General features: G+C 69.3%; 25 protein-coding genes. 21 read left to right on the top strand and 4 right to left on the bottom strand.

Annotated elements, in window-relative coordinates; all coding sequences use genetic code 11:
* Positions 1-27: 27 nt before the first annotated feature.
* Entirely contained in the window at positions 28-909 is an 882-nt protein-coding gene (dapF, locus tag EY822_RS01620; RefSeq protein ID WP_150306672.1) for a diaminopimelate epimerase, read from the top strand.
* Between the two features lie 204 nt (positions 910-1,113).
* Here dapF and EY822_RS01615 read toward each other — a convergent pair whose 3' ends face one another.
* Complete coding sequence (locus EY822_RS01615) at positions 1,114-1,740, bottom strand: class I SAM-dependent methyltransferase (RefSeq protein WP_150306671.1); 627 nt, start codon at positions 1,738-1,740, stop codon at positions 1,114-1,116.
* A 42-nt stretch (positions 1,741-1,782) separates the two neighbouring features.
* Here EY822_RS01615 and hflX point away from each other — a divergent pair, with 42 nt between their 5' ends.
* A complete protein-coding gene (gene hflX, locus EY822_RS01610) occupies positions 1,783-3,309 on the top strand; it encodes a GTPase HflX (RefSeq protein WP_150306670.1) in 1,527 nt (508 codons plus the stop codon).
* A gap of 119 nt (positions 3,310-3,428) precedes the next feature.
* Here the strand turns inward: hflX and lexA are convergent, their stop codons facing one another.
* Positions 3,429-4,109: a transcriptional repressor LexA gene (lexA, locus tag EY822_RS01605; RefSeq protein ID WP_150306669.1), complete on the bottom strand. Its 681-nt coding sequence runs from the start codon at positions 4,107-4,109 to the stop codon at positions 3,429-3,431.
* Positions 4,110-4,376: 267 nt separating this feature from the next.
* Here lexA and EY822_RS01600 point away from each other — a divergent pair, with 267 nt between their 5' ends.
* The 6 genes from EY822_RS01600 to EY822_RS01575 are packed head-to-tail and all read left to right on the top strand — an operon-like array spanning position 4,377 to position 8,829.
* Positions 4,377-4,895: a LysM peptidoglycan-binding domain-containing protein gene (locus EY822_RS01600; RefSeq protein WP_150306668.1), complete on the top strand. Its 519-nt coding sequence runs from the start codon at positions 4,377-4,379 to the stop codon at positions 4,893-4,895.
* Between the two features lie 24 nt (positions 4,896-4,919).
* On the top strand, positions 4,920-6,029 hold the full coding sequence (locus EY822_RS01595) for a histidinol-phosphate transaminase (protein WP_150306667.1): 1,110 nt from the start codon (positions 4,920-4,922) through the stop codon (positions 6,027-6,029).
* Positions 6,026-6,634: an imidazoleglycerol-phosphate dehydratase HisB gene (gene hisB / locus EY822_RS01590; protein WP_150306666.1), complete on the top strand. Its 609-nt coding sequence runs from the start codon at positions 6,026-6,028 to the stop codon at positions 6,632-6,634. Before EY822_RS01595 ends, hisB begins: the two co-directional genes overlap by 4 nt.
* Positions 6,631-7,266 (top strand): imidazole glycerol phosphate synthase subunit HisH, encoded by a 636-nt coding sequence (gene hisH / locus EY822_RS01585; RefSeq protein WP_150306665.1) that lies wholly within the window; start codon positions 6,631-6,633, stop codon positions 7,264-7,266. Before hisB ends, hisH begins: the two co-directional genes overlap by 4 nt.
* Before the next feature lie 43 nt (positions 7,267-7,309).
* On the top strand, positions 7,310-8,056 hold the full coding sequence (gene priA / locus EY822_RS01580; RefSeq protein ID WP_150306664.1) for a bifunctional 1-(5-phosphoribosyl)-5-((5-phosphoribosylamino)methylideneamino)imidazole-4-carboxamide isomerase/phosphoribosylanthranilate isomerase PriA: 747 nt from the start codon (positions 7,310-7,312) through the stop codon (positions 8,054-8,056).
* On the top strand, positions 8,056-8,829 hold the full coding sequence (locus tag EY822_RS01575) for an SseB family protein (protein ID WP_150306663.1): 774 nt from the start codon (positions 8,056-8,058) through the stop codon (positions 8,827-8,829). The genes priA and EY822_RS01575 overlap by 1 nt, the downstream gene beginning before the upstream one ends.
* On the opposite strand, the gene EY822_RS01570 is transcribed toward EY822_RS01575, so the two are convergent.
* Positions 8,822-9,181 carry a DUF1844 domain-containing protein gene (locus EY822_RS01570; RefSeq protein WP_150306662.1) on the bottom strand — a complete coding sequence of 120 codons (360 nt, stop codon included), beginning with the start codon at positions 9,179-9,181 and terminating at the stop codon, positions 8,822-8,824. The genes EY822_RS01575 and EY822_RS01570 overlap by 8 nt on opposite strands.
* Positions 9,182-9,511: 330 nt before the next feature.
* Between EY822_RS01570 and infC the strand changes: the two genes are divergently transcribed.
* The 10 genes from infC to pheT all read left to right on the top strand — a co-directional run bounded on the left by infC (position 9,512) and on the right by pheT (position 18,954).
* A complete protein-coding gene (gene infC, locus EY822_RS01565) occupies positions 9,512-10,105 on the top strand; it encodes a translation initiation factor IF-3 (RefSeq protein ID WP_406610296.1) in 594 nt (197 codons plus the stop codon).
* The gene (gene rpmI / locus EY822_RS01560; protein WP_150306661.1) at positions 10,098-10,292 is read left to right on the top strand and encodes a 50S ribosomal protein L35; all 195 of its coding nucleotides are present in this window, start codon (positions 10,098-10,100) and stop codon (positions 10,290-10,292) included. Before infC ends, rpmI begins: the two co-directional genes overlap by 8 nt.
* A gap of 73 nt (positions 10,293-10,365) precedes the next feature.
* Positions 10,366-10,758, top strand: coding sequence for a 50S ribosomal protein L20 (gene rplT, locus EY822_RS01555; protein ID WP_150306660.1), 393 nt, complete (start codon positions 10,366-10,368; stop codon positions 10,756-10,758).
* Between the two features lie 145 nt (positions 10,759-10,903).
* Positions 10,904-11,713 carry a TrmH family RNA methyltransferase gene (locus EY822_RS01550; protein WP_150306659.1) on the top strand — a complete coding sequence of 270 codons (810 nt, stop codon included), beginning with the start codon at positions 10,904-10,906 and terminating at the stop codon, positions 11,711-11,713.
* 101 nt (positions 11,714-11,814) lie between these two features.
* Complete coding sequence (locus tag EY822_RS01545) at positions 11,815-12,588, top strand: amino acid ABC transporter ATP-binding protein (protein WP_150308708.1); 774 nt, start codon at positions 11,815-11,817, stop codon at positions 12,586-12,588.
* Positions 12,589-12,650: 62 nt separating this feature from the next.
* The gene (locus EY822_RS01540; RefSeq protein WP_150306658.1) at positions 12,651-13,574 is read left to right on the top strand and encodes a glutamate ABC transporter substrate-binding protein; all 924 of its coding nucleotides are present in this window, start codon (positions 12,651-12,653) and stop codon (positions 13,572-13,574) included.
* A gap of 155 nt (positions 13,575-13,729) precedes the next feature.
* Positions 13,730-14,377: an amino acid ABC transporter permease gene (locus EY822_RS01535; RefSeq protein WP_150306657.1), complete on the top strand. Its 648-nt coding sequence runs from the start codon at positions 13,730-13,732 to the stop codon at positions 14,375-14,377.
* Positions 14,374-15,213: an amino acid ABC transporter permease gene (locus EY822_RS01530; protein ID WP_150306656.1), complete on the top strand. Its 840-nt coding sequence runs from the start codon at positions 14,374-14,376 to the stop codon at positions 15,211-15,213. Before EY822_RS01535 ends, EY822_RS01530 begins: the two co-directional genes overlap by 4 nt.
* Positions 15,214-15,358: 145 nt before the next feature.
* Complete coding sequence (pheS, locus tag EY822_RS01525) at positions 15,359-16,399, top strand: phenylalanine--tRNA ligase subunit alpha (RefSeq protein ID WP_150306655.1); 1,041 nt, start codon at positions 15,359-15,361, stop codon at positions 16,397-16,399.
* 2 nt (positions 16,400-16,401) lie between these two features.
* Positions 16,402-18,954 carry a phenylalanine--tRNA ligase subunit beta gene (pheT, locus tag EY822_RS01520; RefSeq protein WP_150306654.1) on the top strand — a complete coding sequence of 851 codons (2,553 nt, stop codon included), beginning with the start codon at positions 16,402-16,404 and terminating at the stop codon, positions 18,952-18,954.
* Positions 18,955-19,068: 114 nt separating this feature from the next.
* Here pheT and glsA read toward each other — a convergent pair whose 3' ends face one another.
* Positions 19,069-20,022: a glutaminase A gene (gene glsA, locus EY822_RS01515; protein WP_150306653.1), complete on the bottom strand. Its 954-nt coding sequence runs from the start codon at positions 20,020-20,022 to the stop codon at positions 19,069-19,071.
* 97 nt (positions 20,023-20,119) lie between these two features.
* Here glsA and argC point away from each other — a divergent pair, with 97 nt between their 5' ends.
* From argC to argB, 3 genes are read left to right on the top strand one after another with little or no spacing between them, the layout of a single operon-like run.
* Positions 20,120-21,169: an N-acetyl-gamma-glutamyl-phosphate reductase gene (gene argC, locus EY822_RS01510; RefSeq protein WP_150306652.1), complete on the top strand. Its 1,050-nt coding sequence runs from the start codon at positions 20,120-20,122 to the stop codon at positions 21,167-21,169.
* The gene (gene argJ / locus EY822_RS01505; RefSeq protein WP_150306651.1) at positions 21,166-22,320 is read left to right on the top strand and encodes a bifunctional glutamate N-acetyltransferase/amino-acid acetyltransferase ArgJ; all 1,155 of its coding nucleotides are present in this window, start codon (positions 21,166-21,168) and stop codon (positions 22,318-22,320) included. Before argC ends, argJ begins: the two co-directional genes overlap by 4 nt.
* Before the next feature lie 2 nt (positions 22,321-22,322).
* Positions 22,323-23,237 (top strand): acetylglutamate kinase, encoded by a 915-nt coding sequence (gene argB, locus EY822_RS01500; protein ID WP_150306650.1) that lies wholly within the window; start codon positions 22,323-22,325, stop codon positions 23,235-23,237.
* Positions 23,238-23,278: the final 41 nt, after the last annotated feature.

Genomic DNA, 23,278 nt, shown 5'->3' with positions numbered 1-23,278 from the left:
CCTCCGCGTTCGGTCTAGCATGGGCGGATGGCCATCGACCTCCAGTTCACCAAGGGACAGGGCACGGGCAACGACTTCGTGCTGTTCGCCGATCCCGCCGGGGAGATCGACCTCTCGCCGTCGCAGATCGCCGCGATCTGCGACCGGCACTTCGGGGTGGGCGCCAATGGCACCATCCGAGCGGTCCGGTCCGAGCACGTCCCCGAGGGGCGAGCGGCACTCCGCGGGGAGCCGTCGGCGGAGTGGTTCATGGACTACTGGAACGCCGACGGCTCACCGGCCGAGATGTGCGGCAATGGCATCCGCGTGTTCACCCGGTTCCTGCTGGAGAACGACCTCGTCTCCCTCCGCAGCGGCGACTCGCTCCCCATCGGCACGCGCGCGGGCGTGCGCGACGTGCAGCTCAGCGGATCGGGGTTCTCCGTCGACCTCGGACGCTGGCGTCTGGATGGCGGCGAACCGCTCGTCCGCGCCAAGAACCTCCAGGTCGCCCGCCCAGGACTCGGCATCGACGTGGGCAACCCCCACGTGGTCGTCGCCCTGTCGAGCGATGAGGAACTCGAGAGTGCAGATCTCAGCTTCATCCCGGTGCTCGAGCCGGAGGTGGTGGGCGGAGTCAATGTGGAGTTCGTCGTGCCGGCCGATCCGCTGGTGACGGACGGCGTCGGCTCGATCGCGATGCGCGTGCACGAGCGCGGCAGCGGCGAGACTCTGTCCTGCGGCACGGGAGCAGCGGCTGCGGCCCTGGCCACGCGGCACTGGGCCGGAGCCGGTGCGCCGAACTCGTGGCGGGTCCAGGTCCCCGGGGGAGTGCTCGGGGTGCGAATGTTCGCCGCGGAGGACGGCGAGCACGTCGCGCTGTCCGGGCCAGCAGAGCTCGTCTACGACGGAGTCCTCGCCCTCCCCTGACGCTGCACCGCCTCGTCCCCCTCCCGCCCGCCGCCCGCCTACCTACCGCGTGACGCCACCCGCCCGCCCACTCTTTTGGTCGCGGCACGCATCCGGCACCCGCGGCAAGCGCCATCGCGGGTGCCGCGAGTGAGTAAGGCGTGCCGCGAGCATTAAGGACGCGCGGGGGCAGGGCAGGCAGGCAGGCGTAGGGAGGTGCGGGCGTCAGACGGCGGGGGTACGAGGGGTGCGGCGGGCGCGCAGCACCCGGTAGCCCTTGCTCGTGGCGGCGCGCTCCACCGTGAGCACCTCCCCGTGGGTTTCGGACAGCCAGCGATGCAGTGAATCGGACCCGAGGTTCCGCTGCACCACGAGCCAGGCGTCGGCGTCGTCCTCGAGCCGCGGCAGCCACCGCTCGAGCATCGAGTGCAGCTCGGCCTTGCCCACGCGGATCGGGGGATTCGACCAGATCGTCGCGAACCGCACCTCGGCGGGAACATTATCCGGCGTCACGGCGTTGACATTGCGAAGGCCCAACTTCTGCGCGTTGAGCCGCACGAGCTGGAGCGCCCGCTCGTTGACATCCACCGCCCAGACGGTGGCCCCCGGAGATTCGAGGGCGAGCGTCAGGCTGATGGGTCCCCATCCGCAACCCAGATCGAGAAGGTGACCGCCCGAGGGCGGGGCAGGAGTCGAGTGTAGGAGCACAGCGGTCCCCGCATCGATGCGTTCGGGACTGAACACGCCATTCGCGGTGGTGAGCTCGTACGTCGATCCGGAGAGCCGCACCGTGACGGAACGGAGCTTCGACTCGCTTTCCGGCGCAGCCGTGAAGTAATGGTCGGCTCCCATAGACCGAAGATACCGAAAGACGAAGGGCTAGAGTTAACCCACATGACTGATCAGACACCGAACCACGTCGAAGATGATGTGATCGAGCGCGTGCTTGCTCGCGCGCAGACCAGATCGTCTGGCTATGCACTATTCGGACCCGGCACCGCCCAGGCGCTGCAGGCCGACACCGACGAGCGCTTCGGCGAGGGCACCGACGGCGACCAGTTCGACCGGGAGGATCGCCAGGCCCTGCGCCGCGTCGGCGGACTCTCCACCGAACTGGAAGACGTCACCGAGGTCGAGTACCGACAGCTCCGGCTGGAGAACGTGGTGCTCATCGGCATCTACGCGCAGCACACCCTCGTCGACGCCGAGAACTCGCTGCGGGAGCTCGCGGCACTGGCCGAGACGGCGGGGGCGAAGGTCCTCGACGGGCTCTTGCAGAAGCGCGCGAACCCCGACCCGAGCACCTTCCTCGGGAGCGGCAAGGCGCAGGAGTTGCGCGACCTCGTATCGGCGCTCGGCGCCGACACGGTGATCGCCGACACCGAGCTCGCCCCGAGCCAGCGGCGCGCCCTGGAGGATGTGGTGAAGGTGAAGGTCATCGACCGCACCGCCGTCATCCTCGACATCTTCAGCCAGCACGCGAAGAGCCGGGAGGGTAAGGCGCAGGTCGAACTCGCCCAGCTCGAGTACCTCCTCCCGCGCCTGCGCGGGTGGGGTGAGTCGATGTCCCGCCAGGCCGGTGGCCAGGTCGGTGGGGCCGGCGCCGGAATGGGATCGCGCGGACCGGGTGAGACGAAGATCGAGCTCGACCGTCGCCGCATCCACACCCGCATGGCGAAGCTGCGCAAGCAGATCAAGGGGATGAAGCCGGCCCGGGAGGCGAAGCGCGCCAACCGCGACCGCAACTCCGTGCCCTCCGTCGCCATCGCCGGGTACACCAACGCCGGCAAGTCCTCGCTGCTCAACCGCATCACCCGGGCGGGCGTGCTCGTGGAGAACTCGCTTTTCGCCACACTGGACGCGACGGTGCGCAAGACCGAGACCACAGAGGGGCAGCTGTACACGCTCGCCGACACGGTGGGCTTCGTCCGCAATCTCCCGCACCAGTTGGTGGAGGCGTTCCGGTCCACGCTCGAGGAGGTCGCGGACGCCGACCTCATCCTGCACGTGGTCGACGCGTCGCACCCCGACCCGGCGAGCCAGCTCGCCACGGTGCGCGACGTGATCGGCGAGGTGAACGCCCGGCACATCCCGGAGATCGTCGTCTTCAACAAGAGCGACCTCGCCACCGGGGACGATCTCGTGGCGTTGCGCGGGCTCGAGCCGACCGCGGTCTTCGTGTCGGCACGGACCGGTGCGGGCATCGATGAGCTGCTGGCCCACATCGCGGAGCAGCTGCCGAAGCCGTCGATCGAGGTGGAAGTGCTGCTTCCCTTCGACCGCGGCGACCTGGTGACGCTGTTGCACGACCGCAATCGCGTGCTCCGCACCGACTACGAGGAGAACGGCACCCGCATCCACGCCCTCGTGACCGAGGAGTTCGCGGCGCAACTGGACGAGTACCGGGCCTCCGTGGCCTGACCACCCCACCGTTCGCTCTCCTCGCCTCCGGGCGCGGCAGAAGGTGGGGATGACCGAAGGGCCGCCCGCGCTACTCGCGTGGGCGGCCCTTCGTCGTGGGAGTGTGCGGTCGAGCGTCCTCAGACCGAGCGCATCACGGCGACGACCTTGCCGAGCACCTCGGCGTAGTCGCCGAGGATGGGCTCGAAGGTCGAGTTGCGGGGCAGGAGCCAGGTGTGACCATCCCGCTGCCGGAACACCTTCACCGTCGCCTCGTTGTCGAGCATGGCCGCGACGATGTCGCCGTTCTCCGCCGTCTTCTGCTGGCGGACGACCACCCAGTCCCCGTCGCAGATGGCCGCGTCGATCATCGAGTCTCCCGACACGCGCAGGATGAAGAGATCGCCCTTGCCCACGAGCTGGCGGGGGAGCGGGAATACCTCCTCGACCTGCTGGTCGGCGGTGATGGGGATGCCCGCGGCGATGCGGCCGACCAGCGGCACCATCGCGGCATCTCCGACGGGCGTGACGTTGTCGACGTCCACATCGGGGCCGGTCGCCGGCAGATCGATGAGGATCTCGAGGGCACGAGGACGCTTGGGGTCGCGCCGCAGGTAGCCGCTCAGCTCGAGCTGGTTGAGCTGGTGCGTCACGCTCGAGAGCGACGCGAGACCGACCGCGTCGCCGATCTCCCGCATGCTCGGCGGATAACCGCGGGACCGCACGGACTTGGAGATGACCTCCATGATGGCGACCTGCTTGTCGCTGAGGCTCTTCCGTCGGCGCGTCCCACGTTCGCCGGTCGATTTCTCCGTGGTCACGAAGTCCCCTGTCTAGTGTCCGTCCGTGCCGATCCGGCAGGAATGTCGGTGGTCGCTGATTGAGTACCAATCAGACACTCGAACTGTATCCGCAGGGGTACATGCTCACAAACATCTATTCGAGTGTTTCGCGATTTAGATCCACGAATTAGTGCTCGAGGTTGAACCTACGTTCGATCGAAGGTATGTTCGGAACATATCTTCGCATCCGGCACTCCCGGCCGAGTGCCGGATGCGTGGATTACCTTTCACAGGAAGGCACGACACATGAGCGCAGTACTCGTTCCCGACGTTTTCGGCTCGTCACGCTTCACCCCCCGCACGCGCATCGCCGCGTCCGCACGACCGGTTCCCCGCGCCGCACGCACGTCCGCATCCCCGCGCCCGGTTCGGAGCGCCACCTCAACCGCGGCGACGTCCCGGTCCGTCTCGACGATCGCCCGCGCCTCTATCGCCGCGCCCGCCGACGTCGTCGCGCAGCCCCGGTTGCGGATCACCCGCCGTGGCCGTGCGCTGCTCACCACCCTGGCCAGTGTCCCGCTCGTCGCCAGTGGCCTGGTGATCGCCCTCAATGGCGGTCCCGCCGTTGCCACGGGGGAGTCGGTCACCATTCCGCTGCAGACCGTCACCGTCGAGTCGGGCCAGATGCTGTGGGGAATCGCCGAAGCGGTCGCGCCGACCGCCGATCCCCGAGACGTCATCGCCTCGATCATGGAACTGAACCGGCTGTCGTCCGCGAACGTGTTCCCGGGTCAGGAGCTGTCGCTGCCGCGCAGCCTCGGCTGAGCCGGCCGGCCCTAAACTCACTGGGTGACCTCACTCGACGACCTCCCCATTCGCGCCGATCTGCGCGGCCGCACACCCTACGGCGCGCCGCAGGCCCACGTGCGGGTGGCTCTGAACGTCAACGAGAATACGCACCCGGTTCCGGAGAGCGTGGCCCACGACATCGTGGCGTCGCTCGCCGCGGCGATCCTCACGATCAATCGGTATCCGGACCGCGAGTTCGGCGAGCTGCGCGACGGTCTCGCCACCTACCTCGGTCACGGGCTCACCCGGGACAACGTGTGGGCGGCGAACGGTTCGAACGAGGTGCTTCAGCAGATCCTGCAGGCATTCGGCGGGCCGGGTCGCTCGGTTCTGGGCTTCCCGCCCACCTATTCGATGCACTCCATCATCGCCTCGGCGACGGGCACGCAGTGGGTGGAGGGCGCACGCGACGAGGGGTACGAGATCTCCCCGGAAACCGCGGTTCGCGAGATCGACCGCACCGCGCCCGATGTGGTCTTCTTCTGCTCGCCGAACAATCCGACCGGCACCCCCGTGAGTCTTTCGACCATCGAGGCTGCCTATGACGCCACGGACGGCATCGTGGTGGTGGACGAGGCGTACGCCGAATTCCTGCCGCAGGGCAACGCCACGGCGCTGACCCTCCTCGAGGGCCGGGACCGACTCCTCGTCTCCCGCACCATGAGCAAGGCCTTCGCCTTCGCCGGTGCGCGCGTGGGCTATCTCGCCGCCGCACCCGTGATCACCGATGCGCTCCGACTGGTGCGGCTGCCATACCACCTGTCCGCGTTGACCCAGGCCGCGGCGACCGCGGCCTTGCGGCACTCCGACCAGATGCTCGCCATGGTCGACGACATCAAGGCGCAGCGGGACCGCATCCTCACGGAGTTGCCCGCGCTCGGCTACGCACCACTGCCGAGCTGGTCGAACTTCGTGCTGTTCGGCGGGGTCGCCGACCCTGCCGCGACGTTCGAGGCGCTGCTCGCCCGTGGCGTGCTCATCCGCGATGTCGGCATCCCGAACACCCTCCGGGTGAGCGCGGGAACGGAGGCCGAGACCACCGCATTCCTCGAGGCGCTCGCCGCTCTCGGCGATCCGACGTCGGGCCCCTCGACTAAACTGGACCGATGACCACGGCCGAGCGCACCGCGCGCGTGCAGCGCGAGACGAGCGAATCGAGCATCGATCTGTCGCTCGATCTGAACGGCACCGGCGCAGCCGACATCTCCACCTCCGTTCCGTTCTTCGACCACCTGCTCACCGCCTTCGCCAAGCACTCGCTCACCGACCTTCGCGTACGCGCCACGGGTGACATCGAGATCGACGTGCATCACACGGTCGAGGACGTGGGCATCGTCCTCGGCACGGCGATCCGTCAGGCCCTCGGCGACAAGTCGGGTATCGCCCGCTTCGGCGACGCGCTCGTCCCGCTCGACGAGGCCCTCGTGCAGTCCGTGGTCGACATCTCCGGTCGGCCGTACCTCGTGCACTCCGGTGAACCGGCCGGGTTCGAGTTCCACCTGATCGGCGGTCACTTCACGGGGTCGATGCTGCGGCACGTCTTCGAGGCGATCACCTTCGCGGCAGGGCTCACCGTTCATATCACCGTGCTCGGCGGTCGGGATCCGCACCACATCGCCGAAGCCGAGTTCAAGTCGTTCGCGCGCGCCTTCCGTGCGGCCAAGGCCCTCGACCCCCTCGTCTCCGGTATCCCCTCGACGAAGGGCGCGCTGTGAGCGCTCCCTCCGTCGTGGTGCTGGACTACGGCAGCGGCAACGTGCACTCCGCGGTCAAGGCTCTCGAACTCGCCGGGGCGAACGTCTCCCTCACCCGCAACGCGGGCGAGGCGCAGGAGGCCGATGGGTTGCTGCTCCCCGGCGTCGGCTCCTTCGCGGCGGTCATGGCCGCACTCGTCGAATCCCGAGGCAACCAGATCGTCGACCGTCGACTCGCCGGCGGACGTCCGGTGCTCGGCATCTGCGTCGGCATGCAGGTGCTGTTCGAGCGCGGGGTCGAACGCGGCGTCGACACGGAGGGCATGGGGGAATGGCCCGGCACGGTCGACCGCCTGCGGTCGCCGATCCTGCCGCACATGGGCTGGAACACGGTGACCGCCCCCGAGGGAACCGCCCTGTTCAACGGTATCGAGGACGAGCGCTTCTACTTCGTGCACTCCTACGGCGCCCAGGACTGGTCCCTCACCGGCACCGCGCCGATCGCCGAACCGCTCGTGACCTGGGCCGACCACGGCGGCCGCTTCGTCGCCGCGGTGGAGAACGGACCCCTCACCGCCACGCAGTTCCACCCGGAGAAATCGGGCGAGGCGGGCATCCGGCTTCTCGCCAATTGGCTCCGCACGCTGCGCTAGGGCTAATATCGCACGCGGCCGTCCCCACCGAACAAAGGCGATCATGAGCGAGTTCAACAAGACCCCGTCACTCACGCTGCTTCCCGCAGTGGATGTGGCGGGCGGCAGGGCTGTTCGCCTCACCCAGGGCGCGGCGGGAACCGAGACGAACTACGGCGACCCGGTCGACGCCGCGAGCGACTGGGCCCGCCAGGGCGCCGAGTGGATCCACCTCGTCGACCTCGACGCGGCGTTCGGCCGCGGCAACAACCTGGGCGTGATCAAGAAAGTGATCCGCGCGACGCGGGGGATCAACATCGAGCTCTCCGGCGGTATCCGCGACGACCGCTCCCTCGATACCGCGCTCGAGTCGGGCGCCAAGCGCATCAACCTCGGCACCGCGGCGCTCGAGAACCCCGAGTGGGCCGCGAACGTGATCGCCCAGTACGGCGAGGCGATCGCCGTCGGACTCGACGTTCGCGGCACCACGCTGGCCGCTCGCGGCTGGACGCAGGAGGGCGGTGACCTCTGGCAGGTCATGGACCGCCTCGAAGAGGCCGGTTGCGCCCGCTACGTGGTCACCGACGTGACGAAGGACGGCACTCTGCAGGGCCCGAACGTCGAGCTTCTGCGGCAGGTGCTCGACCGCACTCGCCGACCGGTGATCGCGTCCGGTGGTGTCTCGAGCCTCGACGACCTCGTGACCCTTCGTGATCTGGTTCCGCTCGGACTGGAAGGCGCCATCGTGGGCAAGGCGCTCTACGCCGGCGCGTTCACTCTCGCCGAGGCCCTCGACATCGCGTCGGACTGATGGAGGTCGCCGCCGACTCCGCGGGCCGGCCGTGGGCGGGACGATCGTTCGAGCCCACCGCCCATGCGGATGACGACGGGTCCGCGCCGCCTCTCCTGATCCGCGCGCTCGAGTCCTTCCGTGCCGGGAACGGCAGTGAGAGCGACGTCGTCGACGTGCTCCGCTCTACGCGGTTGCTCATCCCGTTGGTCGCCGCGCTCGGCGACGGGGGCGTGGGGGAGACCGGGCTCCGGGTGGACAAGAGCGCCGACCTGTCCATCGTCACGGTCTCCGGCCCCGACGGCCGCACCGTTCTCCCGGTGTTCAGTTCGGTCGACGCCATGCGCGCGTGGAACCCGCGAGCACGGCCGATCCCGGCGGACGGGATCCGCGTGGCGCTCGCCGCCGCCAGCGAGGGGACGGATCTCGTGGTGCTCGACGCCACCTCTCCCGGCGAGTTCGTGCTGCGCCGTCCCGCACTGTGGGCGATCGCCCAGAGCGAGGTGTGGACTCCGAGCTATCAGGATCCCGCGGTGGAGCAGGAGTTCCTCGCGGCGTGCGCGGACGAGCCGGCCGTGCGCGGGGTGGCGCTCGCCGCCGGAGACCCCGATGCTCGACTCGCCGGTCCCGAGGTCGTGGTGACCCTCCAACTCGAACCCGGCCTCGACCGAGACGCTCTCGCCGCGCTTCTCGGGCGACTTCAGCAGCGCTGGTCGGAGAGCGAGCTCATCGCGGCGCGGGTCGATTCCCTGCGGGTGACCCTCGCCGCCGCCGACGACACCCGGATCAGCTGACCGGTCCGGTCCACTTCTCGCCCGGGCCCTGCCCGAGCGGGTCGGGGATGACCGACGCCTCGCGGAACGCGAGCTGCAACGAGCGGAGGCCGTCGCGCAGGCTCCGCGCGTGCTGGTCACCGATCTCGGCCGACGCGGCGGTCACCAGCCCGGCGAGAGCGGTGATCAGCTTGCGCGCCTCGTCGAGGTCGGTCTGGTTCTCGGGGTCGTCCGCCAACCCGCACTTGACCGCGCTCGCGCTCATCAGGTGCACGGCGGTCGTGGTGATGACCTCGACGGCCGACACGTCGGCGATGTCCCGCGCGTAGTCGTCGCTCGGGTCGTGGCTGTGCGCACTGTCGTGGTCGCTCATGGGATCCTTTTCTGCGGGAGTCGACCGTCGCATGCCGACGAAGGCGAGGTCTGGTATGCTCGTCGTGGCTTCCGGAGCATGTGCTCCGGTACGAAAGTGGAAATTTTCCCACCCGCGCTTGACCGCTACACAAGGTTACCGGGTAGATGCCGCTCCCTTCGCGGGAGGAAAACACGGGCTCGACCGAGCGTGTGCCGTACCCGCGCGAAGAGACAGGGCGGCGAGCCGGTGATGGCGCTCGTGCGCAGCCGGTGTGAATTTTCTCTCTCGGCCCCGAGTCGACATCCGTCGGCGGGGGAGCTGCACAGTGCAGACATAGAGGAGTCATTCATCAGCGATCCCCGTACCAACGATCGAATCCGAGTTCCCGAGGTTCGCCTCGTTGGCCCAGCAGGCGAGCAGGTCGGTGTCGTTTCCATCGACGTCGCCCTTCGACTCGCGCAGGAAGCAGACCTCGACCTCGTCGAGGTCGCCCCCAATTCCAAGCCACCCGTGGCGAAGATCATGGACTACGGCAAGTTCAAGTACGAGGCCGCGCAGAAGGCCAAGGAAGCGCGCCGCAACCAGGCGAACACCATCCTCAAGGAGGTGCGGTTCCGCCTGAAGATCGACACCCACGACTACGAGACCAAGCGCAAGCGTGCAGAGGGCTTCCTGCAGGACGGCGACAAGGTCAAGGCCATGATCCTGTTCCGAGGCCGCGAGCAGTCGCGCCCCGACCAGGGTGTTCGTCTGCTGCAGCGGTTCGCCGAGGACGTCGCCGAGTACGGGTCCGTTGAATCCACGCCGACCATCGACGGTCGCAACATGGTCATGATCATCGGCCCGCTGAAGAACAAGGCGGAGGCGAAAGCCGAAGCCAACGCCAAACGCGACGCCACCAAGGCGAGTGCACGAGAAGCGAAAGAAGAAAACAATGCCTAAGCAGAAGACCCACTCCGGAACCAAGAAGCGATTCAAGGTCACCGGCTCCGGCAAGATCATGAAGCAGCAGGCCGGCATGCGCCACAACCTGGAGGTCAAGTCGGGTCAGCGCAAGCGCCGCCTGAACGAGGACCAGGTCCTCGCCCCCGCCGACGCCAAGGTCATCAAGAAGTTGCTCGGCAAGTAGCCCGCTCGGGGCTCGTCCCCGACCGAGCCCGCATGCGTCCACGAACTGACCGGAATACGAGGAAGAAAAGAAAATGGCAAGAGTAAAGAGGGCCGTCAACGCCCACAAGAAGCGTCGCATCATTCTCGAGCGCGCGGCCGGTTACCGCGGCCAGCGCTCGCGTCTCTACCGCAAGGCCAAGGAGCAGGTCACCCACTCCCTCGTCTACTCCTACCGCGACCGCCGCGCCCGCAAGGGTGACTTCCGTCGCCTGTGGATTCAGCGCATCAACGCCGCATCGCGCGCGAACGGCCTCACCTACAACCGCCTCATCCAGGGTCTGAACCTGGCCGGCGTGCAGGTGGACCGTCGCATGCTCGCCGACCTCGCGGTCACCGAGCCGACCACGTTCGCCGCGCTGGTCGAGACCGCCCGCCAGGCCCTCCCCGCCGACACGTCGGCTCCGAAGGCGCCCGCCGCGGCCTGATCCACCCCGCACCACCGAAGAGCGCGTCGCACGAGCGGCGCGCTCTTCGTCGTATCCGGACCCGCCGTTATGCCGCGGACCGCTGCCGCACCCGCCCATGGTCCGCGTACCGGGGCCGGACTTCCCCCGCCGATAGGATGGGCGCATGCTCGACAACCCGCGCTCACCCCGCGTGCGCGCGGTCGCCAAACTCGCTCGGAAGGACGCCCGATCGGAGACCGGGCTGTTCCTGCTCGAGGGACCGCAGGCCGTGACCGAGGCGCTCTCGTTCCGCCCCGAGGTGCTCGACGACCTCTTCGCCACCCCCACCGCGCTCGACCGGTATCCCGAGATCGCGCGGGCCGCGGAGGACGCGGACCTCGACGTCGAGTTCGTGACCGAACAGGTGCTCGACGCCATGGCCGACACCGTCACGCCCCAGGGCATCCTCGCCGTCTGCCGCCAGTTCCCCACCTCCATCCGGTCGATCTTCGCCAGTCGGCCATCCCTCGTGGTGGTTCTCGAGGAGGTGCGCGACCCCGGTAACGCGGGGACCATCATCCGCGCCGCCGACGCCGCCGGTGCGGATGCCGTCATCCTCACCGGACGCTCCGTGGACCTGTACAACCCGAAGGTCGTGCGCGCCACGACCGGGTCGCTGTTCCACGTGCCCGTCGCGCTGGCGACGGAGCTCGGCCCGGCCCTCGACCGCGCTCGCGAAGCAGGCCTCACGGTGCTGGCGGCCGACGTGAAGGGGGACGACCTGCCGGGCGTACGCCGGTCGGGTGCGCTCGACGGTCCCACGGCCTGGCTGTTCGGCAACGAGGCGCGCGGCCTCACGGACGCCGACCTTGCGCTCGCCGACCGCGCCGTGCGGGTGCCGATCTACGGTCGCGCGGAATCGATGAATCTCGCGACCGCCGCTTCGGTGTGCCTCTACGAGAGCGCGTTCGCGCAGCGATCCACCGCATCCTGATCCCGTTCCGCACGGCATCCGGTGTCGGATTCCCCGCCCCGACGAGCGATACATTCCTGTAACACACCGTGCAATAGGGTGAAGCCATGAGTCCTAGCCACATGGCGGACCGAGCCCCCGGCACCGGAGTCGCTGTCGGAGAGCCGCTGGTCGTCGTCTCGAACGTGAACAAGCACTACGGGGAACTCCACGTCCTCAAGAACATCACCACGACCATCAACCGCGGCGAGGTCGTCGTGGTGATCGGGCCGAGCGGTTCGGGCAAGTCCACGTTCTGTCGGGCCCTCAACCGGCTGGAGACGATCGACGACGGCACCATCGTGATCGACGGCAAGGAACTGCCCAAGGAGGGCAAGGGGCTCGCCAAGCTGCGCGCCGATGTCGGCATGGTGTTCCAGTCGTTCAACCTCTTCGCGCACAAGTCGATCCTCGAGAACGTCACCCTCGGGCCGATGAAGGTGCGCAAGGTCCCCGCAGCGGAGGCGAAGAAGCGTGCCATGGAGCTCCTCGACCGCGTGGGCGTGGGCAATCAGGCCAGCAAGTCACCTGCGCAGCTCTCCGGCGGTCAGCAGCAGCGAGTCGCGATCGCCCGCGCGCTCGCCATGGACCCGAAGGTCATGCTGCTCGACGAGCCCACCTCGGCGCTCGACCCCGAGATGATCAACGAGGTTCTCGACGTCATGATCCAGCTCGCCAAGGACGGCATGACCATGGTGGTCGTCACGCACGAGATGGGCTTCGCCCGCAAGGCGGCCGACCGGGTGCTCTTCATGTCCGACGGGGAGATCCTCGAGGACACCACGCCCGCCGAGTTCTTCGACAACCCGCGAAGCGAGCGCGCGAAGGACTTCCTTTCGAAGATCCTGTCCCACTAGCTCCCGCAGCCGTTCCCCGCAGTACCGTCACAGCAGCAGCACCCCAGAGATAAGGAAGCACCATGAAGAAGAGATTCCTCACCGTGGGCGCGGCGGCACTCGCCGTCACCTTCGGCCTCACCGGATGCGGTGCCCCCGGCAGCGCAACGAACCCCGACGCGGCGGAGGAGGAGGTCCCCGCCGAGGGCGAGGGTCCCTACTCGCTCGTCGTCGAGGAGAACCCCGAGTTCGAGGAGGGCACCACGATGGCCGAGCTCTCCGAGGCGGGCAGCATGACCATCGGCACCAAGTTCGACCAGCCGCTGTTCGGACTGCGCGCACCCGACGGCGTGCCCGAGGGCTTCGACGTCGCCATCGGGGCGCTCATCGCGGCGAAGATGGGCATCCCCTTCGACGGCATCGAGTGGACCGAGACGGTCTCCGCGAACCGCGAGCCGTTCATCCAGAACGGCTCCGTCGACGCCGTGGTCGCGACCTACACGATCAACGACAAGCGCAAAGAGGTCGTCGACTTCGCCGGCCCGTACTACGTGGCCGGGCAGGCGCTGATGGTGCTCGAGGGCGATGACACGATCACCGGACCCGAGGACGTGGAGGGCCAGCAGGTCTGCTCCGTGGCCGGCTCGACCCCCGCCGCGACCATCGAGCAGGAGTACGGCGCCGTGGTCGTCCCGACCGACGTCTACAGCAAGTGCCTCGACCCGCTGCGCAACGGTCAGGTGGTGGCGGTGACCACGGACAACGTGATCCTCGCCGGCTTCGTCGACCAGAACGAGGGCGAGTTCAAGCTCGTCGACGGCGGCGCGACCTTCACCGAGGAGCCCTACGGCATCGGCATCGAGAAGGGCGACCAGGCGTTCCGCGACTTCATCAACGACACGCTCGAGGAAGCGTACGACGACGGCACCTGGCAGCGTCTGTTCGAGGCCACGGCCGGTCAGGTGATCGAGAACACGCCGGAGCCCCCGGCGGTCGACCGCTACTAGCAGCACACCCGGAAGAGGTGCGGATCCGCACGGCGGGTCCGCACCTCTCCTTCGAACCGGCCGGATCCAGCCCTGGGTACGCCCGTCCCACGGGCTTCGCCCACTCCCGGGGACCGCTCGGTCCCTGTGTCCCCTGACTTCCCGAAGGAGGTGCCATGAACGTCATCTTCGACAACCTCGATATCTTCCTCCGCGGATTCGGCGGGACCCTCACGCTTCTCGGCCTCACGACCCTCTTCGCGCTGCCGTTCGGGCTCCTGCTCGCAGCGATGCGCGTCTCGCCCGTCGCGAGCCTGCGCGCGACGTCGACCGTGTACGTCGAGGTGCTGCGGAACACCCCGCTGCTGCTCGTCTTCACGTTCTTCAGCGTGATCATCACGTACATCTCCGGTGCCCTGCCGTTCCAGGTGGCCGCCGTGCTGGCGCTGACGATCTATACGGCGCCGTTCTTCGCCGAGGCCATCCGATCCGGCATCAACGGCGTACCGGTCGGTCAGGCCGAGGCGGCCCGCAGCATCGGTATGACGTTCGGTCAGACGCTCGGGCTCGTGATCCTGCCGCAGGCCGTGCGCAGCGTCGTGCCGCCCCTGATCAACGTGATCATCGCGCTCACGAAGAACACGTCCGTCGCCGGAGCCTTCTTCATCTTCGAGCTCTTCAACGTCGGTCGCGAGGTCGCGAACGCGAACGGCAATGCTGTGATCGCCGTCTTCCTCGGCGTCGCATTCTTCTACCTGATCATCACCGTGCCCCTCGGCCAGCTGGCCGATCACATCGAGCGACGAGTGGTGGTGCGCCGATGACGAGCGTCCTCTACGACGTCCCGGGCCCCCGCGCCCGGCGGCGTTCGCGCATCCTCTCCGTGGTCACCGGACTCGTGGTCGCCGGCGTGCTGGTGTTCGCGATTCTGCAGCTCGCCCAGGCGGGCCAGCTCGAGGCGGAGCGCTGGCTCATCTTCAACGACCCGCTCATCTGGCAGGCGCTGCTGCGCGGGCTGTGGATCGTCGTGCAGTCGGCCATCACCGCCGCGGTGCTGGCCATCCTGCTCGGCGTCGTGTTCGCGCTGCTGCGGCAGTCGGAGCTGCGCGTCGTACGGATCCCGACGACCATCGTGCTCGAGTTCTTCCGCGGCATGCCCGTGCTGCTCATGATGCTATTCATCTACTTGATCTTCCCGATCGGGGCGTACTGGTCCGTCGTCGCGGCGCTCACCGTCTACAACGGCGCGATCATCGGCGAGGCCCTGCGGTCCGGCATGCTCGCGCTGCCGAAGGGCCAGCGCGAGGCGGGGCTCGCGATCGGCCTCCGCCCGTTGCAGAACCGGCTCCTCATCGAATTCCCGCAGGCGTTCCGCAACATGCTGCCGATCATCGTCGCCCAGCTCGTGGTGCTGATCAAGGACACGGCGCTCGGCACCGTCGTCGGTCAGGTCGGTCTCGTGAAGGAGGGCGAGCTCCTCGCCGAGTACCTGGGCCGCTCGCAGCACTACTTCCCGCTGTTCGTGGTCATGGTCGCGATGTACCTGTTGCTGAACTTCGCCGTTTCGGCGCTCGCTCGGTTCCTGGCCAGGCGGCGCAATCAGCCCGCCCCCGCCCTCGCCATGGCGAAGGACGCCGGGATGGGCGGCGGCGCAGCGTAACCCGCGACGCGGCGCGTGACCGAAAGACATCGGGTTCGACGGGCGCCAGGTTCGACGGGTGCCGTTTTCCTGTGTGCCGGTTCCCGTCGGCGTTCCGCGGCACGGCGCCCGCACCGGCCGAAGGCGGCCGGTAAACTCCCTAGTTGTGTCTGATACCACTGTGATCTCCGGATCCGATGTCGCATCGGCGGTGGATGCCGCACTCACGGCGATCTCGTCGGTCACCGATTCCACCGCCCTCCGCGCCGCACGAGCCGCGCACGTCGGGGAGGGCTCGGCCCTCGCCCGGCTGAACGCCGGCCTCCGCGACCTGCCGAAGGACCAGAAGGCCGCCGCGGGCAAGCTCGTCGGCCAGGCTCGCGCGCGCGTCGCCCAGGCTCTCGCGGCCCGGGAGACCGACATCGCCGAGGCCGAGGCCACGGCGCAGCTCGCCGCCGAGACCGTGGACGTGACGGCGCTGCCCTCCCGCTGGACACCGGGCGCGCGCCATCCGCTGCTGATGCTCGAGGAGCGCATCGTCGACATCTTCGTCGGCATGGGCTGGGAGCAGGGCGAAGGGCCCGAGCTCGAGAGCGAGTGGTTCAACTTCGACGCTCTCAACTTCGACGCGGACCACCCCGCGCGGGCCATGCAGGACACCTTCTTCGTCGAGCCGCCGGAGAGCCATCTCGTGCTGCGCACGCACACCTCCCCGGTGCAGATCCGGTCGCTGCTCGACAGCGACCTGCCCGTGTACCGCATCTCGCCCGGCCGGGTGTACCGCACCGACGAGCTCGACGCCACCCACACGCCCGTGTTCCGCCAGGTGGAGGGCATCGCCGTCGACCGAGGCCTCACCATGGCGCACCTCCGCGGCACCCTCGAGCACTTCGCCCGCGCCATGTTCGGCGCCGACGCGCGAATCCGCCTGCGTCCCAACTACTTCCCATTCACGGAGCCGAGCGCCGAGATGGACGTGTGGCACCCCGCGGCCAAGGGCGGCCCGCGCTGGATCGAGTGGGGCGGGTGCGGCATGGTCAACCCGAACGTGCTCCGATCGGCCGGCATCGACCCCGACGAGTACACCGGCTTCGCCTTCGGTATGGGCACGGAACGCACGCTCATGTTCCGCAACGACCTGAGTGACATGCGCGACATGGTCGAGGGCGACATCCGCTTCTCGCAGCAGTTCGGAATGGTGGTCTAAGCATGCGTATTCCGATCAGCTGGCTCGGCGAGTTCGTCGACCTCCCCGAGAACGCCTCCGTCGAGCACATCCACGCCGCACTCGTGCGAGTGGGCCTCGAGGAGGAGGGTTCGCACGCGTTCGAGGTGACCGGACCCGTCGTCGTCGGTCAGGTGCTCGAGGCGGTGGCCGAGCCGCAGAGCAACGGCAAGACGATCAACTGGTGCCAGGTCCGAGTGGCGCCCGAGGGACACGAGGCCGCCGATGGCGGCGCAGACGTGCGCGGAATCGTCTGCGGCGCGCACAACTTCGAGGTGGGGGACAAGGTGGTTGTGAGCCTGCCCGGCTCCGTGCTGCCCGGTCCCTTCGCGATCTCCGCGCGGAAGACCTACGGTCACGTGTCCGACGGCATGGTCGCGTCCGTCCGCGAGCTCGGCCTCGGCGAGGAGCATGCCGGCATCCTCGTGCTCTCGACCCTCGGGCTCGACCCCGAGGTGGGCACGGATGCGATCGCCCTGCTGCATCTCGACGACCAGGCGGTCGAGGTCAACGTGACGCCCGACCGCGGGTACGCGTTCTCGCTCCGCGGCATCGCCCGCGAATACTCGCACTCCACCGGAGCGGCGTTCACCGACCCCGTGAACCGCGTCGCCGACGACCTGGCGGGAACCAGCCCCGCGGGCTTCCCGGTGACGGTCGCCGACGACGCGCCGATCCGGAGTCGCTCGGGGTGCAGCGTGTTCATCACCCGCACCGTCCGCGGCGTGGATGCGACGCGCGCGACCCCACCCTGGATGGTCGCCCGCCTCAAGCTCGCCGGCGTGCGCTCGATCTCCCTGCTCGTCGACATCACGAACTACGTGATGTTCGAACTGGGCCAGCCGATCCACGGCTACGACCTCGACCGACTCACCGGGGGCATCACCGTACGGCGCGCTCGCGCCGGCGAGACTCTCGTGACGCTCGACGACGCGACCCGCACCCTAGACCCCGAGGACCTGCTCATCACCGACGAGTCCGGACCGATCGGCCTCGCCGGTGTCATGGGCGGCGCGGCTACCGAGATCACGTCGACCACCACCGCCGTGCTCATCGAGGCGGCGAACTTCGATCCCGTGTCGATCGCCCGCACCGCGCGCCGGCACAAGCTGCCGAGCGAGGCGTCCAAGCGGTTCGAGCGCGGCGTCGATCCGGCCGTCGCCCGAGCAGCTGCGGCTCGCGTCGTGCACCTCCTGGTCGACCTCGCCGGGGGTACACCCGACCCCCTCGGTTCCGAGTTCGACGAGTCGTCGGACCCCGCCCCCGTCGAGCTGCCCGTCGACTACGTGACCCGGCTGATCGGGGTGGAGTTCTCCGCCGACGAGGTGCGCTCGACACTCGAGGCGATCGGCGCCCGCGTCGACGGCTCCGACGGTGCGTTCCGGGTCGCACCGCCCACCTGGCGACCCGACCTCACCACCGCCGCCGACCTGGCGGAAGAGGTCGCCCGCATCGTCGGCTACGACCGCATCCCGTCCGTGCTGCCGGTCGCGCCGCCCGGACGCGGGCTCAGCCGCGAGCAGCGCCTGCGCCGCGCGGCGGCCGACGCGCTTGCCGCCGCGGGATCCACCGAGGTGCTGAGCTACCCCTTCGTCTCGGCCGAGGCCAATGACACCTTCGGCGCGGCCTCCCGCGACGACCTGGCGAATGTGAGTGCCGTTGCACTTGCGAACCCGCTCGACGTCGCCGCACGATACCTCCGCACCTCCATGCTGCCCGGACTGCTCGACGTGGCCCGACGCAACATCTCCCGCGGCCTCACCGACCTGTCGATCTTCGAGGTGGGACTCGTCTTCCGTGCCGGTCCCGCTTCATCGTCCGGGTCGATCGAGCTCCCGCCCGGTGGATCGCTGCCGAGCGATGCGGAGCTGGCCGCGCTGAACGCCGGCATCCCCGCCCAGCCGCGCCACGTGGGCGTCGTCGTCACCGGGAACGCCGTCGGAAAGCAGCCCGGCCAGCCCGCCGAACCCGCCGGGCTCGCGGATGCGGTGACCGCCGTGCGACAGCTGGCCGCGGCGCTCGCCGTCGACCTGCGTGTCGCTCAGGGCGAGCACCAGGCTCTGCACCCTGGGCGCACCGCCGAACTCTTCATCGACACTCCCGCGGGACGCATCCCCGTCGGATTCGCCGGGGAGCTCCTGCCGACGCTGGCCCAGGACCTCGACCTCCCGCGGGGGGTGGCGGTCGCCGAGGTGGACCTCGACGCCCTCCTCGAGCACGGTCGACGCGATGTCGTCGTGACACCGATCGTCTCGATGCCCGCCGCGACGCAGGACCTGAGTCTCGTGGTGCCCATCGTCATCGCCGCCGGGGACGTGCTCGACACGATCGTGGAGGGAGCCGGAGAGCTCCTCGAGCACGCCAGGCTCGTCGACGACTACCGCGGCGCGGGAGTGGAGGAGGGCGAGAAGTCCCTCACCTTCGCCCTGCGCTTCCGGGCGCCCGACCGCACCCTGACCGCCGCCGAGGCCACCGCGTCGAAGTCCGCCGCGGTGGCGCTCGCGGCGGAACGCTTCGAAGCCGAGCTGCGCGAGTAACGCCGAGGACGCCCGCCGGGGACTCCGGACGGACGCTCCGGCGCGCGCTCCGGACGGGCGCTCCGGGGCGGACATCCGCGCCGGAGCGCCCGATCGTCGCTCCCGCCGCGTCAGTCAGGCGGGCGGCGGGCCGAAGACGTGCAGACCGAGGTCGTCGGAGAGACGTTCGCACACCAGCACGCCGCGCACGCTGTTGCCCACCTCGTCGAGGGGCGGACTGTAGACACCGAGGCCGAGCTGCCACGGCACCGACGCGACCAGACCTCCCGCGACGCCCGACTTCGCGGGCAGGCCCACGCGGCGCATCCACCCGCCCGACCCGTCGTACATGCCGCAGGTGGCCATCACACTCAGCACGGTCGTCACCACGGAGCCCGGAACCACCTGCTCACCGGTGACGGGATTCCGGCCCCCGAACGCGAGAGTCGCGCCCATCACCGCGAGCACCTCGGCGCTGACGACGAGCGAGCAGGCGCGGGCGTACACGGAGATCGCGTCGTCCACCGGCACACCCAGCGTGCCGCGCGACCGCATGAGATAACCCAGTGCGCGATTGCGGTCGCCCAGCAGCTGCTCCGACTCGCTCACGTCCGCATCCACGCGGAGCTCGTGGCCGGCGAACGCCGAGATGCCGGCGAGGATGCGCTCGAACCGCTCGTCGGGCGTGCTGCCGGAAACCAGGTTGGCCGTGAGCAGAGCGCCGGCGTTGACCATGGGGTTCGGCGGCCGACCGGTCTCGCTCTCGAGAATCACCGCGTCGAACGCCTCACCGGTCGGCTCCGTGCCGACCGCCTCGAGCACCGCTTGCCCGTCGTCGCCCGCATCCGCGAGGGCGAGCGCGTAGACGAAGGGCTTCACCGCGGACTGGATGGAGAACTCCCGGTCGGCGTCCTCGGTGTCGCGCACGTCGCCGTCGCGGTCGACGATCGCGATGCCGCACACATCGGGATCCGCCGCGGCCAGCTCGGGGATGCTGTCGTCGACCTCCCCACCTCGTTCCGAGAGCATCGCGCTCCGCAGGGCATCGAGGTCGTAGCGGTCGGAGGTGTGCTGCGCATCGCGGGTCATGGATCAAGTGAACCCGGGATGGCGCCGTGCTGCCGCGTCCATGCCGGCACTGGGAGGCGCGAGCGGCAGAGGGCGTGCACGGCAGTAGGTTTGATGCATGTCTTTTTCGGTTGCCGTCGCGGGCGCGAGCGGCTATGCGGGCGGGGAGCTGCTCCGGTTGCTCGCCGACCACCCGCTCTTCGACGTCCGAACGGTCACCGGGCACTCCTCGACCGGTGAGCCGCTCCTCAGCGTGCACCCGCACCTTCGCAGCTACGGCGACCTCGCGTTCGCGCCGACCACGGCGGAAGCGCTCGCCGGTCACGACATCGTCTTCCTCGCCCTGCCGCACGGCAAGTCGGGTGCGTTGACCGCCGAGCTCGACGCCGACACCCTCGTCGTGGACTGCGGGGCGGATCACCGGCTCACCAGCGAGGAGGATTGGGCCGAGTTCTACGGCGGCGAATTCTTCGGCGCGTGGACGTACGGACTGCCCGAACTCGTGCACCGGGACGACCCGCACGGCCAGCGCAACTCGCTCGCCGGAGTGAAGCGCATCGCCGTGCCCGGATGCAACGTCACGGCCATCACCCTCGGCCTCGCACCGGGGCTGAAAGCGGGCGTCATCCGCGGAGACGACCTCGTGGCGGTCCTCGCCGTCGGGCCGTCGGGGGCCGGCCGTGCTCTCCGCACGAACCTGCTCGCCAGCGAGATCCTCGGATCTGCCAGCGCCTACGGGGTCGGCGGTGTGCACCGGCACACCCCGGAGATTCGCCAGAACCTCGAGCTCGCCGGTGGTGCGCCGGTGAGCGTGTCGTTCACCCCGGTGCTGGTGCCGATGGCGCGCGGCATCCTCGCCACCTCCACGGCGCGCCTCGAACCCGGGTTCGGAGCGGCCGACGTGCGTGCCGCGTGGGAATTCGCGTATCGCGACGAACCCTTCGTGCACCTCACCCCGGAGGGCGTCTTCCCGAGCACCTCCGACGTCGTGGGCGCGAACACGGCGCTCGTCGGACTCGCCGTCGATGAGGCCGCGCAGCGCGTGGTCACCGTCACGGTGCTCGACAACCTCGTCAAGGGCACCGCGGGTGCCGCCATCCAGTCGGCGAACATCGCGCTCGGCCTACCCGAGACCACCGGTCTCCCCGTGAATGGAGTAGCGCCGTGAGCGTGACAGCAGCGCAGGGGTTCGTCGCCGCGGGAACCGTGGCCGGACTCAAGTCCACCGGCGCGAAGGACCTCGCCCTCGTGCAGAACCTGGGACCCGCCTCGGCCGCCACCGCGGTCTTCACCAGCAACCGGTGCAAGGCGAACCCCATCCTCTGGTCGCAGCAGGTGATCGCCGACGGTCGCGTCTCGGCCATCGTGCTCAACTCGGGCGGCGCCAACTGCTACACCGGCTCGCAGGGCTTTCAGGTGACTCACGCCACCGCGGAGGCCGTGGCCGACCGTCTCGGCGTCTCCGCCGGAGACGTGCTCGTCTGCTCGACCGGCCTCATCGGCGAACAGCTCCCGCTCGACCGCCTGCTCGCCGGTGTGGAGTCGGCCGCCGGAGCGCTCGACCCGACCGGAGGACACGACTCCGCGGAGGCCATCATGACCACCGACTCGCGGCCGAAGGAGGCCGTGGTCACCTCGGACGACGGGTGGACGATCGGCGGCATGGCGAAGGGTGCGGGCATGCTCGCGCCCGGTCTCGCCACGATGCTCGTCGTTCTCACCACCGACGCGGACCTGCCCGCCGACATCCTCGACGCCGCACTCCGCGCCGCCACCCGGGTGTCGTTCGACCGCCTCGACAGCGACGGGTGCATGTCGACGAACGATCAGGTCACCCTGCTGGCGTCCGGCGCATCCGGCGTTTCCCCCGCCATCGACGACTTCACCGTCGCCCTGACCGGGCTGTGCCGCGACCTCGCCCTGCAACTGCAGGCGGACGCGGAGGGGTCGAGCCACGACATCGCCATCGAGGTCGTGAACGCCGCGTCGGAGCGCGACGCCGAGGTGGCCGGGCGATCGGTCGCCCGCAGCAACCTGTTCAAGGCGGCCGTATTCGGCAACGATCCCAACTGGGGCCGCGTTCTCGCCGCCGTCGGCACGACCGACGCCGTGTTCGACCCCTACGCCATCGACGTGTCCATCAACGGCGTGCAGGTGTGCCGCGCGGGCGAGCCGCACGAGAGCAGGGACCTCGTCGACCTCACTCCCCGGGCCGTGCACGTGCTCATCGACCTGCATGCGGGCGACACCACGGCGACGATCCTCACCAATGACCTCACGCACGACTACGTGCATGAGAACAGCGCCTACGCGAGCTGACCGTGACGACGCAGCAGGACGACGACGGCGCCGAGAACCGCGCCGAGGCGGGGGAGAAGGCCGCAACGCTCATCGAGGCGCTGCCCTGGCTCAAGCGGTTCCACGACGAGATCATCGTGGTCAAGTTCGGTGGGAACGCCATGGTGAGCGAGGAACTCACCCGCGCCTTCGCCGAGGACATCGTCTACCTGCGTTACGCGGGCATCCGTCCCGTCGTCGTGCACGGCGGTGGGCCGCAGATCTCGGCCATGCTCGATCGCCTCGCCATCCCGAGCGAGTTCCGCGGCGGTTACCGCGTCACCACGCCCGAAGCCATGGACGTGGTGCGGATGGTGCTCACCGGCCAGGTGAGCCGAACGATCGTCAGCCGGATCAACGAGCACGGTCCGCTCGCGGCGGGCATCTCGGGCGAAGACGCGGGCCTGTTCCGCGGGCGGCGCCGCGGCACCGTCGTGGACGGTGAGCAGGTCGACCTCGGGCTCGTCGGCGACGTGGTCGAGGTGGATCCCGCCTCGGTGCTCGCCCAACTCGCGGCGGGACGCATCCCCGTCGTCTCCTCGATCGCTCCCGACATCGACGACCCGGCGGTGTCCCTGAACGTCAACGCCGACTCGGCCGCGGCGTCGCTCGCCGTCGCCCTCGGCGCGGCCAAGCTCGTGATCCTCACCGACGTGGCCGGCCTCTACCGGAACTGGCCCGACCGCGGCTCGCTCGTGTCCGAGATCGACGCCACGGAACTACGGGCACTGCTGCCCCGGCTCGAGTCGGGCATGATCCCCAAGATGACCGCGTGCCTCGAGGCCGTGGACGGCGGGGTGCCGAAGGCGGCCATCATCGACGGTCGGGTGCCGCACTCGATCCTGCTCGAGATCTTCACCGGCAGCGGCATAGGAACGGAGGTCGTATCCGGTGACTGACACCACGGTTCACGAACAGGTCGAGGCGCACGCCGAGGTCA

The sequence above is a fragment of the Planctomonas psychrotolerans genome (assembly GCF_008642235.1).
Lineage (GTDB): Bacteria > Actinomycetota > Actinomycetes > Actinomycetales > Microbacteriaceae > Planctomonas > Planctomonas psychrotolerans.
Note: the sequence above shows the minus strand (reverse complement) of the source record. Positions and strands in the feature narration are given on the sequence as shown.